This is a genomic window from Paenarthrobacter sp. TAF1 (assembly GCF_052113825.1).
Taxonomy (GTDB): Bacteria; Actinomycetota; Actinomycetes; order Actinomycetales; family Micrococcaceae; genus Arthrobacter; species Arthrobacter nicotinovorans.
Window position 1 is genome coordinate 14,257 of the sequence record NZ_JBFRDO010000013.1, and the last position, 15,577, is coordinate 29,833.

At 63.6% G+C, this 15,577-nt stretch carries 21 protein-coding genes; 11 read left to right on the forward strand and 10 right to left on the reverse strand.

The window, feature by feature from the left end; translation table 11 throughout:
• Positions 1 to 57: 57 nt before the first annotated feature.
• From AB4Y81_RS15750 to AB4Y81_RS15775, 6 genes are all read right to left on the reverse strand, one after another.
• On the reverse strand, positions 58 to 288 hold the full coding sequence (locus AB4Y81_RS15750; RefSeq protein WP_018779792.1) for a CsbD family protein: 231 nt from the start codon (positions 286 to 288) through the stop codon (positions 58 to 60).
• A gap of 77 nt (positions 289 to 365) precedes the next feature.
• The gene (locus AB4Y81_RS15755; RefSeq protein WP_354628411.1) at positions 366 to 971 is read right to left on the reverse strand and encodes a hypothetical protein; all 606 of its coding nucleotides are present in this window, start codon (positions 969 to 971) and stop codon (positions 366 to 368) included.
• Positions 968 to 1,561: a DUF6286 domain-containing protein gene (locus AB4Y81_RS15760; RefSeq protein ID WP_018779794.1), complete on the reverse strand. Its 594-nt coding sequence runs from the start codon at positions 1,559 to 1,561 to the stop codon at positions 968 to 970. The genes AB4Y81_RS15755 and AB4Y81_RS15760 overlap by 4 nt, the downstream gene beginning before the upstream one ends.
• On the reverse strand, positions 1,558 to 1,935 hold the full coding sequence (locus AB4Y81_RS15765; RefSeq protein ID WP_416430187.1) for a hypothetical protein: 378 nt from the start codon (positions 1,933 to 1,935) through the stop codon (positions 1,558 to 1,560). Before AB4Y81_RS15765 ends, AB4Y81_RS15760 begins: the two co-directional genes overlap by 4 nt.
• A complete protein-coding gene (locus AB4Y81_RS15770) occupies positions 1,932 to 2,123 on the reverse strand; it encodes a DUF2273 domain-containing protein (protein ID WP_441996237.1) in 192 nt (63 codons plus the stop codon). The genes AB4Y81_RS15765 and AB4Y81_RS15770 overlap by 4 nt, the downstream gene beginning before the upstream one ends.
• Positions 2,120 to 2,608 (reverse strand): Asp23/Gls24 family envelope stress response protein, encoded by a 489-nt coding sequence (locus tag AB4Y81_RS15775; RefSeq protein ID WP_039243350.1) that lies wholly within the window; start codon positions 2,606 to 2,608, stop codon positions 2,120 to 2,122. The genes AB4Y81_RS15770 and AB4Y81_RS15775 overlap by 4 nt, the downstream gene beginning before the upstream one ends.
• A 188-nt stretch (positions 2,609 to 2,796) precedes the next feature.
• Between AB4Y81_RS15775 and AB4Y81_RS15780 the strand changes: the two genes are divergently transcribed.
• The 4 genes from AB4Y81_RS15780 to AB4Y81_RS15795 all read left to right on the forward strand — a co-directional run bounded on the left by AB4Y81_RS15780 (position 2,797) and on the right by AB4Y81_RS15795 (position 5,418).
• On the forward strand, positions 2,797 to 3,093 hold the full coding sequence (locus AB4Y81_RS15780; protein WP_110506052.1) for a hypothetical protein: 297 nt from the start codon (positions 2,797 to 2,799) through the stop codon (positions 3,091 to 3,093).
• A 100-nt stretch (positions 3,094 to 3,193) separates the two neighbouring features.
• Complete coding sequence (locus tag AB4Y81_RS15785; protein ID WP_441996238.1) at positions 3,194 to 3,397, forward strand: hypothetical protein; 204 nt, start codon at positions 3,194 to 3,196, stop codon at positions 3,395 to 3,397.
• Positions 3,398 to 3,528: 131 nt separating this feature from the next.
• Positions 3,529 to 4,329 carry a DUF1206 domain-containing protein gene (locus AB4Y81_RS15790; RefSeq protein ID WP_018779800.1) on the forward strand — a complete coding sequence of 267 codons (801 nt, stop codon included), beginning with the start codon at positions 3,529 to 3,531 and terminating at the stop codon, positions 4,327 to 4,329.
• Positions 4,330 to 4,482: 153 nt separating this feature from the next.
• Positions 4,483 to 5,418 (forward strand): SDR family oxidoreductase, encoded by a 936-nt coding sequence (locus tag AB4Y81_RS15795; protein ID WP_039243347.1) that lies wholly within the window; start codon positions 4,483 to 4,485, stop codon positions 5,416 to 5,418.
• Here the strand turns inward: AB4Y81_RS15795 and AB4Y81_RS15800 are convergent.
• The 3 genes from AB4Y81_RS15800 to AB4Y81_RS15810 form a co-directional block, all read right to left on the reverse strand.
• Positions 5,415 to 6,290 (reverse strand): AraC family transcriptional regulator, encoded by an 876-nt coding sequence (locus AB4Y81_RS15800; RefSeq protein WP_189076782.1) that lies wholly within the window; start codon positions 6,288 to 6,290, stop codon positions 5,415 to 5,417. The genes AB4Y81_RS15795 and AB4Y81_RS15800 overlap by 4 nt on opposite strands.
• A gap of 166 nt (positions 6,291 to 6,456) precedes the next feature.
• Complete coding sequence (locus AB4Y81_RS15805; RefSeq protein ID WP_064723438.1) at positions 6,457 to 6,714, reverse strand: hypothetical protein; 258 nt, start codon at positions 6,712 to 6,714, stop codon at positions 6,457 to 6,459.
• Entirely contained in the window at positions 6,707 to 6,976 is a 270-nt protein-coding gene (locus AB4Y81_RS15810) for a GlsB/YeaQ/YmgE family stress response membrane protein (RefSeq protein WP_018779804.1), read from the reverse strand. The genes AB4Y81_RS15805 and AB4Y81_RS15810 overlap by 8 nt, the downstream gene beginning before the upstream one ends.
• A gap of 651 nt (positions 6,977 to 7,627) precedes the next feature.
• Here AB4Y81_RS15810 and AB4Y81_RS15815 point away from each other — a divergent pair.
• A complete protein-coding gene (locus tag AB4Y81_RS15815) occupies positions 7,628 to 8,080 on the forward strand; it encodes a hypothetical protein (protein ID WP_018779805.1) in 453 nt (150 codons plus the stop codon).
• A 13-nt stretch (positions 8,081 to 8,093) separates the two neighbouring features.
• Here the strand turns inward: AB4Y81_RS15815 and AB4Y81_RS15820 are convergent, their stop codons facing one another.
• The gene (locus AB4Y81_RS15820; RefSeq protein ID WP_189076783.1) at positions 8,094 to 8,798 is read right to left on the reverse strand and encodes an alpha/beta fold hydrolase; all 705 of its coding nucleotides are present in this window, start codon (positions 8,796 to 8,798) and stop codon (positions 8,094 to 8,096) included.
• 215 nt (positions 8,799 to 9,013) lie between these two features.
• On the opposite strand from AB4Y81_RS15820, the gene AB4Y81_RS15825 reads away from it, so the two are divergent.
• The 6 genes from AB4Y81_RS15825 to AB4Y81_RS15850 all read left to right on the forward strand — a co-directional run bounded on the left by AB4Y81_RS15825 (position 9,014) and on the right by AB4Y81_RS15850 (position 15,567).
• Positions 9,014 to 10,537 carry a fumarylacetoacetate hydrolase family protein gene (locus tag AB4Y81_RS15825; protein WP_441996239.1) on the forward strand — a complete coding sequence of 508 codons (1,524 nt, stop codon included), beginning with the start codon at positions 9,014 to 9,016 and terminating at the stop codon, positions 10,535 to 10,537.
• Positions 10,530 to 11,195, forward strand: a complete 666-nt coding sequence (locus AB4Y81_RS15830) for a GntR family transcriptional regulator (RefSeq protein WP_018779808.1) — start codon at positions 10,530 to 10,532, stop codon at positions 11,193 to 11,195. Before AB4Y81_RS15825 ends, AB4Y81_RS15830 begins: the two co-directional genes overlap by 8 nt.
• 85 nt (positions 11,196 to 11,280) lie before the next feature.
• On the forward strand, positions 11,281 to 12,792 hold the full coding sequence (hpaE, locus tag AB4Y81_RS15835) for a 5-carboxymethyl-2-hydroxymuconate semialdehyde dehydrogenase (protein ID WP_422757662.1): 1,512 nt from the start codon (positions 11,281 to 11,283) through the stop codon (positions 12,790 to 12,792).
• 103 nt (positions 12,793 to 12,895) lie between these two features.
• A complete protein-coding gene (hpaD, locus tag AB4Y81_RS15840) occupies positions 12,896 to 13,990 on the forward strand; it encodes a 3,4-dihydroxyphenylacetate 2,3-dioxygenase (protein ID WP_018779810.1) in 1,095 nt (364 codons plus the stop codon).
• Between the two features lie 3 nt (positions 13,991 to 13,993).
• The gene (gene hpaH, locus AB4Y81_RS15845) at positions 13,994 to 14,779 is read left to right on the forward strand and encodes a 2-oxo-hept-4-ene-1,7-dioate hydratase (RefSeq protein ID WP_018779811.1); all 786 of its coding nucleotides are present in this window, start codon (positions 13,994 to 13,996) and stop codon (positions 14,777 to 14,779) included.
• The gene (locus tag AB4Y81_RS15850; RefSeq protein ID WP_275776830.1) at positions 14,764 to 15,567 is read left to right on the forward strand and encodes an HpcH/HpaI aldolase family protein; all 804 of its coding nucleotides are present in this window, start codon (positions 14,764 to 14,766) and stop codon (positions 15,565 to 15,567) included. The genes hpaH and AB4Y81_RS15850 overlap by 16 nt, the downstream gene beginning before the upstream one ends.
• The last annotated feature ends 10 nt before the right edge of the window (positions 15,568 to 15,577 follow it).

Here is a 15,577-nt window from a genome sequence, read left to right on the forward strand (position 1 = left end):
ATCCTCGGATGGGCAGGGACGGTCCCGCCATGAAGCGGAACCGTCCCTGCTCCCGTCCTACTTGTCGGTGAAGCCTTCCTTGAGCTTCCGGGCAGCGTCCTTGATGTTCCCGGTGATGTCGGCAGCAGCGTCCTTGACCTTCTCGCCGGCTTGCTGGAGCTTGGCCTGGGCCTGATCCTGCTGGCCTTCCCGCTCGAGGGTGGAATCGCCGGTGAGCTTACCGGCGCCCTCCTTGGCGGCGCCAAGGTGCTCGGTGGCGGCATTGTTGATCTTGTCGTTGATTCCCATGGTGTTCCCTTTTCTTTTCGGTGCGCGGCTCTGAGTTGCCGTGCAGTTTGTTTACGTGGAGTACTTTGGGCTGACTGTCACCGAGCGCGCCGTGATGAGGACACTTGTGTCCGGGTGCCGCTGGTGATTCGCACCAGGACGGGCATCGGATGTCCCAGCCAGGCATCAATTTCCTGGAGCAGTTGTTCCACCGTGTCGCCGATATCCCGGGGGGATGCGCCTTTGCGGGCTTCGAGCCGCAGCCGCAGAGCCGTTCCGCGGCGTGATTCCCAGGCTGAGACGGAGGTCGCCAGCACGTCGGGGTTTCCGTTGAGGGCTTCCTTGATGGCTGCGGAAACCAGCCCCGCGTCCACGACCGTCCGGCCTGCGTTGCCCTCTGAGCGTTCGGCCAGGCGGGGTGTCTTTCCGCCACCCTGCGACGCCAGCCACGCTGCGCCAAGGACCGCACCGGCCAGCAGCACGGCAATTCCCAGCACCAGCCACCAGCTCCGAACAGGGTCCGGCAAGGGGGCGGTGCCTGCCAGGTTGCGCACGTGCTCCCGAACAGAGGAGAGGTTTGTTTCCCAGAAACCTGCGGCCCCGGGGAGGGTGCCGGCCGCGATGAGTGCGGCGCCGGCGCCCAGCAGGATGATCCCCAGGATGGTGAGCAGGATCCGGTTGAGGGCCCGGTTCGTGTTTCTCATTGCCCTACCGCTCCTTCGTTCAGAATGTGGACGCTGGACCTGACGGGGCGGTCCAACGCATAGGCGGCCAGTTCGCCGTCGACCGCTGCCTGGATGTCTTCCACCGCCAGTGGTTCGCCCGACGTCGGACGCACCTGGACGCGTACGGAACGTCCGCCAACGGTGGTGGTCACCTGGCCCGGGGCCAGGCCTGCGGCGCGTCGGGCCGCCTTGGAAACCGCCGCCGCGATGACTTCGTGGTCCACCACGACGGCGGCGCGTGCGCTGCCGAGGGCCCGGCGTTGCCTGCGGCCGCTGCCGAGGGCAAGTCCAAGAAGCAGCAGTGCCACGATTCCCAGTCCGGCTCCGGCCGCCACCATGCCTGCCTGTGTGGTGTTGGCCGGAAGCTCAATCAGCCACCGGAGCATCTGGGCCGGGCTGGCGAGCACCGGCTGGTCCTTGAGCAGCCACAACACTGATTCCAGTGCCAGCCACAGGAAGACGGCTATCAGGAGGGATGCGGCCACGATTGACGGGACCGCCCTCGAGGAGTGGGTTTCGCGTCTGATCAGACGGCGGCTTGCCGTGTCCTTGCTGATTCCACTGCTCATTCCACTCTCCTTTCCCTGGGCTGTTCGGCCTTCCCGCCGGTGAGGCGGATGTCTACCCGGCCTATGTCCAGGCCAGTGATTTCCCGCCCCCGCGCCACGATCTGCTCCCGGGCGGATTGGGCCTGTTCGAATACCGTGTCCCCACCGTTCCGTGGCTTCAGGAGCTGGGGGAGGGCCAGCTTGACGGACACACTGACGCCGAGCTTCCCGGCGTCGTCGTCCAGCGTTGCTGACACGTTGCCTGTGGCCACCCGGAACGCGTTGGCGGTGACCGATTCCACGGTCTTGCGGATGGCGGTGTGGGTGAGGCGGTTGTGCCCGGCCCGGTCCCCGGCGTCCGTGCCAGGCCGAGGGCCGGCTGGTGCCCGGTTCATGAGGAGGAGCGCTTGCCCCGCAGGGCATCAAGCACCCCGCGAAGGTCAAGCTTTCCCTCGGCGGAACGGCCCAGCACCGCGCCGACCCCCATGAACAGTGTCGTGAGCAGCAGACCCCAGAATCCGAAGGCCAGGCCTGCCAGGGCGAGGACTGCCCCTATTGCCAGGCCGGCGATGGTGGGACTCATGCGACCCTCGGCTCACGCTCGATGTCGTCAGCGTCCGCGTCTTCCGACGGAACGTGGATGTCCGTGATGGTGACGTTGACCTCGGTGACTTCCATGCCCACGAGGTCCTCGATCGCGGTGTAGACGGCATTGCGGGCGTTGTCCGCAACTTCCTGGAGCGGGTGGGGGTATTCGACTACCAGCGTCACGTCGACGGCTACCTGGGTTTGGCCCACTTCCACGTTGACGCCCTGGGTGAGGTCCTTCTGGCCGACCTTCTCCCGCAGGTTGCCGATGGCACGGGCGGCGCCGCCGCCCAGGGCGTGTACGCCAGGGATTTCCTGGATGGCGATGCCGGCAATCTTGGCGACTACGCCGTCCGCGACCGTGGTTGCGCCTCGGCCGTCCTTGCCCTTGTCCCTTTCCGGAGCGTCCACAGTCGATACAGAGCTGTTTTTGGTGTTCTTGGCCGGAACGTCAGCGGGGGTGTGCGTTTGGATCGTCATGGCGATGGCTCCTTGTCTGTTGTGCGGCGCTTGTTGTGCGCCGTCATGAATAAGACGTGCTGGCCAGGGAATTCCTCACGCTCGAACTCCTGTGATCTGGGTCACTGCCCACGCGAGGCGCTGGCGCATGTAGTTAGTTTGCCATATAACTAGTTTATCGAGACACATCTTCACGGGAGGGGTACCAAATGACTGCAGTGGTTATGACCGGGACGAAGGACGCGACTCTTCCGGAAATCTTGAAGGAAGCCCCTGTTTCCACGCCGTCGAAAAGAACCGGGCTTCTTGACCTGGTGTGGACGGCGGCCGCCCGAGTGGAGGGTCTCCAGTGGGAAATGGATGAGGCCGAGGAGTCCTTGGCCCAGGCCATGCGAAGCGCAGTGACGGCAGGAGCAGGCCTGCCGGACCTGGCGATCGCATCCGGGATGAGCTTCGCGGACATCGAGCAGTTAATGGCACAGCAGGTGGCCGGTCCCAAACCTTGAGCAAATCTTGAGATGACCCGGCGTCGTTCTTGAGGACGCTGCCCGATGGTTGAACCATCAGCTATTGGAGCTGATGGGAACTTCCAGGAAGGCGACCGAAATGACTGCTCAAATCACCGCCCCGACCAATGGTGCCGGCGAGGCCAACACCGCCCCGGACTTACGTCCCTTTACTGCGGAGGCCAACCATCAGCCGGCGGATTCCCCGGTCCAGGGCCGAGCAGTCGTGACAGTCCGCGAGCAGTTCAACCCTCTTGGTGCGGGGCTGCGGAGTATCTGGCCCCAGTCGGTCGTCGGGTTCTAGGATCTTTTTGGTTTTTCTACGGGCAGGCACCCAGGTGCCTGCCCGTCGTCGTTAATGCCGTGGCATTCACGGGGTGCGGGTGGGACGATGGTGTCCATCGGAAACTAAGGAGGCTTGTCATTAAAGAGGAGATGAGGAAGGCTGCCGATGCGGCCGAAGAGGCCTCAAACTCGCGGACCTTCGAGATCGTTGCGCGTGCCGGGTACGCCGTCAGCGGGCTGCTGCACGTCCTCATCGGAGTCATCGCCCTCCAGCTGGCGTTCGGGCGGGGTGGCGAAGCCGATGTGTCAGGAGCGGTGGCCTCGCTGGCCAGCCAACCCGTGGGTCCGGTGCTCCTCTGGGCCTGCTTCGGCGCCTGCGCGGCGCTGGCGTTGTGGCAACTGGGTAACGCCATCCTTGGGGAACGGACCTCCAGCAAGAAACTCACCAAAAGACTGTCCGCCGCAGGCCAGGCGCTCGTGTTCGCGGCCTTGGCGGCGACGATCGTCTCGTTCATCATGGGCCAGGGCAAAAACAGCCGCGAGTCCAGCAGCGATTTCACCCTCACCCTCCTGAGTGCTCCCTTCGGGGTGTTCCTGCTGGTCGCGATCGGTGCAGGCATCGCCATCACGGGCATCGTGTTCGCCGTGCGCGGCTTCCGGCAAACGTTCAAACGGGACATCTCGTTGTCCTCGGAGGAGGCCGTCCGCAAGTTCCAGGTCGGCGTGGGCGTGGTGGGCTACATAGCGAAAGGCATTGCCCTGTTCCTGGTCGGCCTGCTGGTGGTCATCGCCGCCATACGTGCCCAGCCGGAGCAATCAACCGGCCTGGATGGAAGCCTGAAGGCGCTGCGAGAGCAGCCATATGGGCCGTACTTGCTGGCCGCCGTCGCCGTCGGGCTGATTGCCTACGGGCTCTTCCTGATGGTCAAGGCCAAGTCCCTCCGGACCTAGCGATTTCCGGTGGGTCCTGCCAAGGGAGCCGAGCACGGTTTAGGGGCCCGGGTGGTGGGTATAGGTCCAACAAACCGTGCGATGAACCAAACCGTGCGATGGAACACCGGTTCGGTGAATCCTGCGAGCAGGCTACCTGAGAGGGGCAGAATCATGACTCACGACGATCCACACCGGAATAACGACCCGGAAGCAGGCGGTCATCGCCTCGCCTCCGCGCCCTCGGATCCCCGGAGCGGCTATTACGGGGATGAATTTCCCCGCCAGGAGCAGCAACAGCCAGGCCTGACCAAGCCCCTTGACCCGCAGCCCGACCACGGCGAAAAAAGCTACGTTGGGCACGGCCGGCTGCAGGGCAAAACGGCGCTCATAACCGGTGGGGACTCCGGTATCGGTGCCGCAGTGGCCATCGCCTACGCCCGGGAAGGTGCCGATGTAGCCATCAGCTACCTCCCGGAAGAGGAAGAAGACGCGCAATCGACGGCGGAATGGATCCGCGAGTGCGGTGCCCGGGTCCTCCTGCTGCCCGGCGACGCGCGGGACGAAGGCTTTGCCGCCGACATCGTGGAACGCACTGTTCAGGAGCTCGGCGGCCTCAACGTCGTAGTGCTGAACGCGGCCTACCAAAAGAACAGGGAGGGCCTGGAAACGATCCCCACTGAGGAGTTCGACCGCGTCTTCAAGACCAACCTGTACTCCCTCATCTGGACGGCACAAGCGGCCATTCCCCACCTCCGCCCCGGAGCGTCGATCATCGTGACCGCATCCATCCAAGCTTTCAATCCCTCGGCGCAACTGGTGGATTACGCCATGACCAAGGCTGCCCAGGTGGCCTTTACCAAGGCCATGGCCGAGGAACTCGGACCCAAGGGAATCCGCGTCAACGCTGTGGCGCCCGGTCCCATTTGGACTCCGTTGATCCCCGCCACCGAGTGGCCGGACAAGTTGCCCTCATTTGGTCAGGACACGCCCTTGGGCCGTGCCGGACAACCCGCGGAGCTGGCTCCTGCATACGTCCTGCTTGCCTCCGACGAGGGATCCTACATTTCCGGTGCAGTACTGCCCGTGACGGGAGGCAAGGGGCTCTAGGCCGGGGCAGAACCTGCGGTATCCCTTTCCACGGGAATCCACAGTTGGCCACGGCCGTGTGTTCCGCCTGCCTCAACCTGGACACTGAGCATTTCGGGTCCCGGCGCCCATCGGTACGGGTTGGCCGGGAACCACTCAGTGGCGGCGTCCGCCCACATGCTCTGAAGAACCTCGGGGAACTTTCCTTCGGCTTCGAAGACTACCCACTGTCCGGCGGGGACCCCCAAGGAATCAAGGCCTTCCGGAGCTGCCCTGGTGGAGGCCACAGCATGCCAGTAGTCCAGCTCGCTTCCTTCGGTCCGCTGCTCATGGATGTTGTCGGTGACAGACAGTGGACCTGAGGGGTCCGTGTCGGCCAACTCAAGCAACCTGGCCGTCAGCGCAGGGTCCAGGCTTCGCTGGAAGTCGATGATCGCCTGGTTGGGCCCCGAGTGTACGAGCGGTATGCGGGCCTTCAAGCCAATCAAGTGGAAAGCTCCCTTATCCACTATGCGGTGTTTCATATCGGTATTCCCTTCAACGCGGAGATGGAACCTCAGTTGAGGTTGGGAATGGAGTACCGCTCCGGGACGCCGGGCCTCTGAGGGTGTCAGCCCATGCATTGCCTTGAAGGCCCGCGTGAACGCCTCGGCCGACCCGTATCCGTAGCGGACGGCAACGTCCAGCACGGTTGCGCCTTCCAGGATTTCCGCCGTCGCTGCGGTGAGGCGGCGTCGTCGGATGTACTCGGAGATGGGTATCCCTGCCAGTGAGGAGAACATCCTCCTGAAGTGGTATTCGGAGGTCAGTGCGGCCTTGGCCAGCTCGCTGACCTCCGCGGTCGCGGCCAGATCCTGCTCGATGATGGCCATGGCCTGGTTCCACTCCTGCACAGTTGCCTCCATTCCTTGGGAACGACGCTACGCGGCCCTGTCCGCACATGCCCCGACAATCCATGCCTGAAAATATCAGTGCCTTTCGCCAACGCAAGAACCCGGAGGCTGCAATGCAGTCCTCCGGGTTCTTGCGTTGATTCAGTTATTCACGAGGCGGGAGCCACTACGGCCGGCCTGAGCCTGCTTCTTCATCCGGTTCGGACGAGAACGGCCGGTCAGCCGGGGTGTCTTCCGTGTTCTTGGCGTCGAGTTCGGCATCTGCTGAAGGCACAGTCGACTCGGCGTAGTCACCCTCGGTGTAGTCTCCGCCAGCATCTTCCTTCAGGGTTTCCGGCGACGCTCCTGCGTCTCCGTAATCCCCCTCGGTGTACTGGCCGTCGAGTTCTTCACCGTTGGCATCGCGGTTCTGGTTATTAGCCATGGGTAGCCCTGCGGTTGGTAACGAGGCCGTAGATCAGCAGCACGATGATCGAGCCGCCGATGGCCAGGAGCCAGGTTGTCAGGGAGAAGAATTCCTGCAGGCCCGTGTTGAAGATCAGGCCACCGATCCAACCACCCAGGAGGGCGCCGACGACGCCGAGGATGAGCGTGATGAACCAGCCACCACCCTGGCGGCCGGGGAGAATAAGTTTAGCGATAGCGCCGGCCAAAAGGCCGAGCAGAAGAAAACCAAAGAAACCCATTTTTGTTCCTACTTTCATGTCGATGGAAATTCCACGGACGCGATTAAGCGAGTAAGTTCACCGGGGGCCGATGCTGCGGTGCGGGCATCGCAATGGGGCCCCGGAGGCCCTATGGAATGTAAGGAGAGGAATTGCTCATTCGACTCCGATGTATTTGTTATATCCAGCCAATAAAGCACTCCTGCCAATGGGTCGGACTTGGTACTACATATGCAACGCTAGCCGCTCGCGGCACAAGTAGCAAGTAACCTGACTATCTACTTGTCATGGCCGGGAAGCCGGAAGTGCTGCGAATGGTGCTTTGACCAGTCATGCGGGGCGGTCCCGGTGGGGTTCCCGGCGTGGTTGCGTTCTCCGGCCGTGGAAGGTGCGCAATCCGGCTCTTCGCCACCCGGTAAAGTCCTGCTTTTCCCGGTGCTTGCCGGCAATGACCTTGCGTCACTCCCGGAATATCGAGGCGCCCCTCGATCCCTTTGTTCCAGTAAATGACAATTCGCACGGACCAATCTTTGCTTTTCACCAAGGCGATGGAACCAGCTGAGTGCAGGCCATTACATGGCCCGGTCATTGGGGGCCGGACTATTGGCAGGTGACAGGGCGCGTGGAGCGGGACTAGGGTCGAATAAGAACACCTCTGAAGGAGTGAGTGCCGTGAAAGGTAAAGCATTGTTCGCCGTCGGCGTGGCTGTTGGCTACGTGTGGGGGTCAAAGTCCTGGCCGGAAGTGTACCGGCGGGTCCGCGGAGGCACCGAGAAAGTCCTGAAGAACCCAGAGGTCCAGGAGAACGTCCATCAGGCTGCAGAGACAGTCCAGGAGACCGTTCCGGACATTCTGGAAAATCTGTATGAAGCCGGCAAGAAGCTAATGGAGAAGGCGGAAACCATGTTCCCTGGACACAACTCATCCACGTCCGGTGATCGGGCGGACTCCACTGGCGGCGAGGAGACCAAGGCGGCCACAGTTCCCGTGGCGGCTCCTGCTCCTGCCGTAGCCTCGGACGTCGTGTCCGATCCTGCCCTCGACGACACGACAGGTACGGACTGGACCGATGAGGGCGGCGCGGCGCCGGAAGGCCCGGCAACCAACACGCCACCCCGCCACTAGTAGCTGCAGTCCGTTAACCGCTGTGGTTGACGGCCGTCAGGATGGCCTGGCCCAGTTCACCGGGTTTGGTGAGCTGGGGCCAGTGCCCCGTGGGCAGATCCACGTAGTCAACGTCCCGGATCCGGGCTAGTTCGGCCGTGAACGGATGCCCGGCGTCCATCCACTCCTTGAGCAGTGACGATGGAAATTCGCACGCGATGATCGTTGCGGGGACGTCGTAGCGGGCAGTGTTCGTGAGGTGTTGCTGGTCGAAGGCGACGCCCTTGGGTTCGGGAATCGCCCGGGCGCGGAAGACTGCTTTAAGCTCGTCGGTGAGGTCCACGAGATCCTCATCTTCGAATGCTTCCCACGGCGGGAGGGGTATCCCGTCGCCGTCGTCCGGTAATTCATCATTGATGACCCCGCCCTCACCCAGCGGCCCGCTGTCCACATAGATGGCCCGGGCTATGCGGTCCGGACGGGCGTCGGCCACGCCATGAATAATGGCGCCCCCGCCCGAGTGACCCACCAGGATCACTTTCCCGTCCAGCGAATCCACCTTGTCCACGACGGCATCGATGTGTGTTCGAAGGCCGATGCCCGCCCGGGGTGCGTCCGCCGATTCCAAGCCTGGCAAGGTGAGCGGATGGACCCGATGCCCTGCTTCCACCAGGGCCGGCGTCACCCCATCCCACGACGATGCGTCCAACCAAAAACCCGGTACGAGGATGATGTCCATGCGGGTACCCTACGGGAGGCCGACGACACTTTGTAGTGTTCATCAGTTCTCACGCCAGGGCTTCGCCGCATCCTTCTCCCCGCCGTGYTCCCCCTCCCGCGAGACTCAGCCTTATGGAGGGGGTTGACGGGCATCACATTAACGCGTCATAGTTTTCGTATACGATTTCGTACTCGATAACTGGGGCGATCAGATACTTATCAGGAGGAGGCGCCGTGACACTGGAGGTCCGGACCGAGGAAGTCAGCCAGGACATGCTGGCCCGGACGCGCAAGGTCATTGCGGTCCACATCAATTACCCCAGCCGTGCCGCGCAGCGTGGACGTACCCCGCAGCAGCCGTCGTACTTCCTGAAGCCTTCCTCGTCCTTGGCGCTCGGTTCGGCTGAGGCCCCCGGCATTGTTGAACGTCCGGCAGGTTGTGAATTGCTGGGCTACGAGGGCGAGATCGCGCTTATCATCGGCAAGTCCGCCCGTCGTGTCGGCCTTGAGGATGCATGGAGCCACGTCGAGTGGGTGACCGCGTCCAACGACCTCGGCGTCTACGACCTCCGCTACGCGGACAAGGGCTCCAATGTCCGGTCCAAGGGCGGCGACGGATTTACCCCCGTTGGCCCGGCGCTGATCCCTGCCGACGCCGTTGATCCCGCTGCCCTAACCATCCGCACCTGGCACAACGGCGAGTTGGTCCAGGACGACACCACCGAGGACCTGCTCTTCCCGTTCGGGCAGCTCGTCGCGGACCTTTCCCAGCTGCTCACGCTCGAAGAGGGCGACATCATCCTCACCGGCACCCCCGCCGGCGCCTCCGTTGCCAAGCCCGGTGACGTCGTCGAAATTGAGGTCACCGGCGGTGGGTTCAGCAGCGGCCGCCTGACCACCAGAGTCACGGAAGGTACGACGCCGTTGGCGGACTTTGGTGCCCGGCCCAAGGCTGATGACATGCAGCGGGAAGAGGCGTACGGATCGCGCGAAGCCGCCGGACTTCAGGCTTCGGAACCGGCGGCTGCCGCGAGTGTGCTGACACCGGAACTGAAATCAAAACTCGAGTCTGTTGCCACCGCCACCCTTTCGTCCCAGCTGCGCAAGCGCGGACTCAACAACGTGAGCATTGACGGACTGCAGGCCACCCGACCCGACCGCAAAGTGGTGGGCCTGGCCCGGACCCTGCGCTACGTGCCCAACCGCGAGGACCTCTTCAAGACCCACGGCGGCGGCTTCAACGCCCAGAAGCGCGCGATCGACTCCGTGAACGAAGGCGAAATCCTGGTGATGGAAGCCCGCGGCGAGAAAGGCACCGGCACAGTCGGGGACATCCTGGCGCTGCGTGCCCAGGTCCGCGGGGCCGCTGCAATCATTACCGACGGCGGCGTCCGCGACTACTCGGCAGTCGCTGACCTGAAGATGCCCACGTACTTCGCCAATCCGCACCCGGCAGTCCTCGGACGCCGGCACATCCCGTGGGACACAGATATCACCATCGCCTGCGGGGGAGCCACCGTCCAGCCCGGTGACATCATCGTGGCCGACTCGGACGGAATCCTGGTGATCCCGCCGGCCATCGCCGAGGAACTCGTGGACGACTGCATCCAGCAGGAAAAGGAAGAGACGTTCATCTTCCAGATGGTCCAGGAAGGCAACAGCGTTGATGGGCTGTATCCGATGAACGCCGAATGGCAGGCCCGCTACCAGGAATGGTCAGCCCACCGGCATGCCGCGGAAGGAGCCCACAGTGACTGAAACCGCCGTCGAAAGTGCTGCCCAAAGCAAGTCCCAGCAGGCCTATACCGCCGTCAAAGCGCGGATCGTCGAGGGGACCTACACGCCGGGTTACCGGCTGGTGCTCGCAAAGATCGCCGAAGACCTGGGCTTCAGCGTGGTCCCGGTCCGGGAGGCGATCCGCCGGTTGGAGGCCGAAGGATTGGTGAAGTTCGAACGGAACGTGGGAGCCACGGTCTCCGGGATCGATCCCACCGAATACCTCTACACGATGCAGACCTTGAGCATCGTGGAAGGTGCCGCCACGGCATTGTCGGCTCCGCTGATCGATTCGGTTGCGATTGCCCGGGCACGTGCTGTGAACGAAGAGATGCGTGAGTGCCTGGAACACTTCGATCCCGTCCGCTTCACGGCTTTGAACCAGGACTTCCACAGTGTCCTCTTTGAACACTGCCCGAACCCGCACATCCTCGACCTGGTCCACCGGGGCTGGAACCGGTTGGCCTCGTTGAGGTCCTCCACGTTCCGGTTCGTCCCCGGCCGCGCCCAGGAATCAGTCCGCGAACACGAAGCACTGCTGCAGCTCATCGAGTCCGGAGCAGACGCCGACACCATCGAAAAAGCAGCCCGCCAACACCGCGCCGCCACCCTCGACGCATACCTCTCCACCACCACCTAAAAGCAACCCGGGGTCACTTATGGCCCATAAACCCACCTCGAATGGGCCATAAGTGACCCCGCGTTGGAAGAAAAGGAAGACAACGATGACGACCTCGGTAGAAACCAACAAGCATTACATTCCCGAAAACCTGCCCACCCATATCCAGCACTTCATCAACGGCGAGTTCGTTGACTCCGTGTCCGGTAAGACCTTCGACGTCCTGGATCCGGTCTCCAACGGCAATTACGCCACCGCCGCTGCCGGCCAGAAGGAAGACATCGACCTCGCTGTGGCCGCCGCCCGCGAAGCCTTCAAGAACGGCCCGTGGCCGAAGATGAAGCCGCGCGAACGTGCCCGCGTCCTGAACAAGATCGCCGACGCGGTTGAAGCGCAGGAAGCACGACTCGCCGAGCTGGAGACGTTCGATACCGGCCTGCCGATCACCCAGGCAAAGGGCCAAGCGCTCCGGGCTGCCGAGAACTTCCGCTTCTTCGCGGACCTGATCGTGGCCCAGTTCGACGACGCTATGAAGGTTCCGGGCTCGCAGATCAACTACGTGAACCGCAAGCCGATCGGCGTCGCAGGCCTCATCACGCCGTGGAACACGCCCTTCATGCTGGAGTCCTGGAAGCTCGCCCCGGCTTTGGCAACGGGCAACACCGTGGTCCTCAAGCCTGCCGAGTTCACCCCGCTCTCTGCGTCGCTGTGGGCGCAGATTTTCAAGGACGCCGGCCTGCCCGACGGCGTGTTCAACCTGGTGAACGGCCTGGGCGAGGAAGCCGGCGATGCACTGGTGAAGCACCCGGACGTGCCGCTGATTTCCTTCACCGGCGAGACCACCACGGGCCAGACGATCTTCCGCAACGCTGCAGCCAACCTCAAAGGCCTGTCCATGGAGCTCGGCGGCAAGTCCCCGTGCGTCGTGTTCGCGGACGCCGATCTGGACGCTGCGATCGACTCGGCACTGTTCGGGGTGTTCTCCCTCAACGGCGAACGCTGCACCGCCGGCTCCCGCATCCTGGTTGAGCGGGCCATCTACGACGAATTCTGTGAAAAATACGCCGCCCGGGCCAAGAACATCGTGGTGGGCGATCCCCACGATCCCAAGACCCAGGTCGGCGCACTCGTCCACCCGGAGCACTACGACAAGGTGGCATCGTACGTGGAGATCGGCAAGTCCGAAGGCCGGCTCCTCGCCGGTGGCGGCCGACCCGACCACCTGCCTGAAGGCAACTACATCGCACCCACGGTGTTTGCCGACGTCGCGCCTGATGCCCGGATCTTCCAGGAGGAAATCTTCGGTCCCGTCGTGGCCATCACGCCCTTCGAGAACGACGACGAAGCCCTCGCCTTGGCGAACAACACCAAGTACGGCCTGGCGGCCTACATCTGGACCCAGAACCTGACCCGGGCCCACAACTTCTCCCAGAACGTCGAAGCCGGGATGGTCTGGCTCAACAGCCACAACGTCCGCGACCTCCGCACCCCGTTCGGCGGCGTCAAAGCTTCCGGCCTGGGCCACGAAGGCGGCTACCGTTCCATCGACTTCTACACCGACCAGCAGGCCGTGCACATCACACTCGGCGCTGTTCACACACCCAAGTTCGGCGCCTAACTCGGAGTTTTTGTACAGATAACGCCCCCAAAACCCGTTCTAAAGGGCCGTACCTGTACAAAAAATCCATCCAAATGACCCCTTTCAACGAAGAGAGAATCCCATGAGCAACCCATTCACCGGCCCCATCCCCACTCCCACAGTCCCGGCTCCGGATATCGTCCGCTGCGCGTACCTGGAACTCGTAGTCACGGACCTGGAGAAGTCCCGCGCGTTCTACGTGGACCTGCTGGGCCTGCACGTCACCGAAGAGGACGAGAACACCATCTACCTGCGCTCCTTCGAGGAGTTCATCCACCACAACCTGGTCCTCCGCAAGGGCCCGGTCGCCGCAGCCGCTGCCTTCGCCTACCGTGTGAAGTCCCCGGCCGAGGTCGACGCCGCCGAGGCCTACTACCGCGAGCTGGGTTGCCGCGTTGAGCGCCGCAAGGAGGGCTTCACAAAGGGCGTGGGCGACTCCGTCCGCGTCGAGGATCCGCTGGGCTTCCCGTACGAGTTCTTCTACGACGTCGAGCACGTCGAACGCCTCACCCAGCGCTACGACCTCTATTCCGCCGGGGAACTGGTCCGCCTGGACCACTTCAACCAGGTCACCCCGGACGTTCCCCGCGGCCGTAAGTACCTGGAGGACCTCGGCTTCCGCGTTTCCGAGGACATCAAGGATTCCGACGGCGTCACTTACGCCGCGTGGATGCACCGCAAGCAGACCGTGCACGATACCGCCCTGACCGGCGGCAACGGACCCCGCCTGCACCACATCGCGTTCTCCACGCACGAGAAGCACAACATCATCCAGATCTGCGACAAGATGGGTGCCCTGCGCATCTCGGACCGGATCGAACGCGGTCCCGGACGCCACGGTGTGTCCAACGCGTTCTACCTCTACATCCTTGACCCGGACGGCCACCGCGTGGAGATCTACACGCAGGACTACTACACTGGCGATCCCGACAACCCCACCGTCACCTGGGACGTCCACGACAACCAGCGCCGCGACTGGTGGGGCAACCCCGTGGTCCCGTCCTGGTACACCGAGGCCTCCCTGGTCCTGGACCTCGACGGCAACCCGCAGCCCATTATCGAGCGCGAAGACAAGTCCGAAATGGCCGTCACTGTCGGCGCCGACGGCTTCTCCTACACCCGTCCCGAGGGCGCTTCAGATACGGCGGAGGGCTTCAAGCTGGGAGCCCAGGTCTAGGCCATGTTGGACGCGAAGACGATCGAAGCCATTGCCGACGAGCTCCTCGAAGCCGGCCGGAACCGTAAACCGGTCCCGCGCCTGACCGCGCGCTACCCCGACATGACGGTGGAGGACTCCTACGCCGTGCAGCAGCTATGGATGCGGCGGAACGAGGAAGCCGGACGCACGTTGGTGGGGCGCAAGATCGGCCTCACGTCCAAAGCCATGCAAGCTGCCACCGGCATCACCGAGCCCGACTACGGCGCCATTTTCGATGACATGGTCCTGGAGACCGGCTGTTCCGTGGAGTGGGACAAGTACACCCATCCACGGGTGGAGGTGGAGCTGGCCTTCGTGCTGAAGTCCGGCCTCAAGGGGCCCGGCTGCACTATTTTCGACGTGCTCAACGCGACTGACTACGTGGTTCCGGCCCTCGAAATCCTGGACTCCAGGATCGAAATGGAGGGCCGGACCATCGTGGACACCATCTCCGACAACGCCGCGATGGGGGCCATGGTGGTGGGCGGACGACCGGTGCGGCCTGACGCCGTCGACCTCCGCTGGGTGTCCGCGATCCTGTACAAGAACCAGACCGTCGAGGAGACCGGAGTCGCGGCCGGCGTGCTCGACCACCCGGCCAATGGAGTGCACTGGCTGGCCAACAAGATCGCCGCGCACGGGGATTCGATGAAGGCCGGAGATATCATCCTGGCGGGCTCGTTTACCCGCCCCCTGTGGGTGTACAAAGGTGATACCGTGCACGCGGATTACGGACCGTTGGGAGTCGTGACATGTCACTTCAGCTGAACCCCACCTTCTATTCGGCCCTCTCCGAAGCTGGGCGTCCATTGGCCGGGATGTGGGTCTGCTCCGGTAGCCCGCTGGTGGCGGAAATCTGCGCCGGGTCCGGGTTGGACTGGGTGTTGATCGACGCGGAGCACAGTCCCAACGGCCTCGAATCGATCCTTGCCCAGCTCCACGCCGTCAGCGGTTACCCCGTGCAGGCCATGGTCCGGCCACCGGTCAATGACACCGTGGTCATCAAGCAGTACCTGGACCTCGGCGTGCAGAACCTGCTGATCCCCATGGTGAACTCTGCGTTTGAGGCAGCCTCTGCGGTTGCTGCTGTACGGTACCCGCCGCATGGTGTTCGCGGCGTCGGATCCGCACTGGCCCGGGCTTCACGGTGGAACCGCGTCCCGGACTATCTGGCTTCAGCCTCGGAGACCATCAGCCTCACCGTTCAGATCGAATCCGAAGCTGCGGCATCAGCTGTGGAGGAGATCCTGGCCGTCGACGGCGTGGATGGCATCTTCCTCGGCCCCTCGGACCTCGCCGCGTCCATGGGCCTGCTGGGACAGCAGGAGAATCCCTTGGTGAGGGCCGTCGTCGAGCATTGCCTGGAAGCCGCTAAAGCGGCCGGCAAGCCTGCCGGCGTGAACGCCTTCAACCCTGATACCGCCCGGGCCTATCTCGACGCCGGTGCCTCCTTTGTGCTGGTCGGTGCCGATGTGGCGGTGCTGGCCCGCGAGTCGGAGAGGTTTGCCAAGACGTTCATCCCCGTGCCCGAAGCGGCGGAGCGCGACAGCTACTGACAGCTACTGG

Excerpts from the sequence above, each read along its gene's own strand:
- AB4Y81_RS15770 (WP_441996237.1), bottom strand. The coding sequence starts at position 2,123 with ATGAGTCCCACCATCGCCGGCCTGGCAATAGGGGCAGTCCTCGCCCTG.
- hpaH (WP_018779811.1), top strand. The coding sequence starts at position 13,994 with ATGTTGGACGCGAAGACGATCGAAGCCATTGCCGACGAGCTCCTCGAA.
- AB4Y81_RS15850 (WP_275776830.1), top strand. The coding sequence starts at position 14,764 with ATGTCACTTCAGCTGAACCCCACCTTCTATTCGGCCCTCTCCGAAGCT.
- hpaE (WP_422757662.1), top strand. The coding sequence starts at position 11,281 with ATGACGACCTCGGTAGAAACCAACAAGCATTACATTCCCGAAAACCTG.
- AB4Y81_RS15755 (WP_354628411.1), bottom strand. The coding sequence starts at position 971 with ATGAGAAACACGAACCGGGCCCTCAACCGGATCCTGCTCACCATCCTG.
- hpaD (WP_018779810.1), top strand. The coding sequence starts at position 12,896 with ATGAGCAACCCATTCACCGGCCCCATCCCCACTCCCACAGTCCCGGCT.
- AB4Y81_RS15820 (WP_189076783.1), bottom strand. The coding sequence starts at position 8,798 with ATGGACATCATCCTCGTACCGGGTTTTTGGTTGGACGCATCGTCGTGG.
- AB4Y81_RS15790 (WP_018779800.1), top strand. The coding sequence starts at position 3,529 with ATGAGGAAGGCTGCCGATGCGGCCGAAGAGGCCTCAAACTCGCGGACC.
- AB4Y81_RS15780 (WP_110506052.1), top strand. The coding sequence starts at position 2,797 with ATGACTGCAGTGGTTATGACCGGGACGAAGGACGCGACTCTTCCGGAA.
- AB4Y81_RS15750 (WP_018779792.1), bottom strand. The coding sequence starts at position 288 with ATGGGAATCAACGACAAGATCAACAATGCCGCCACCGAGCACCTTGGC.
- AB4Y81_RS15795 (WP_039243347.1), top strand. The coding sequence starts at position 4,483 with ATGACTCACGACGATCCACACCGGAATAACGACCCGGAAGCAGGCGGT.
- AB4Y81_RS15785 (WP_441996238.1), top strand. The coding sequence starts at position 3,194 with ATGACTGCTCAAATCACCGCCCCGACCAATGGTGCCGGCGAGGCCAAC.
- AB4Y81_RS15810 (WP_018779804.1), bottom strand. The coding sequence starts at position 6,976 with ATGGGTTTCTTTGGTTTTCTTCTGCTCGGCCTTTTGGCCGGCGCTATC.
- AB4Y81_RS15765 (WP_416430187.1), bottom strand. The coding sequence starts at position 1,935 with ATGAACCGGGCACCAGCCGGCCCTCGGCCTGGCACGGACGCCGGGGAC.
- AB4Y81_RS15760 (WP_018779794.1), bottom strand. The coding sequence starts at position 1,561 with ATGAGCAGTGGAATCAGCAAGGACACGGCAAGCCGCCGTCTGATCAGA.
- AB4Y81_RS15805 (WP_064723438.1), bottom strand. The coding sequence starts at position 6,714 with ATGGCTAATAACCAGAACCGCGATGCCAACGGTGAAGAACTCGACGGC.
- AB4Y81_RS15775 (WP_039243350.1), bottom strand. The coding sequence starts at position 2,608 with ATGACGATCCAAACGCACACCCCCGCTGACGTTCCGGCCAAGAACACC.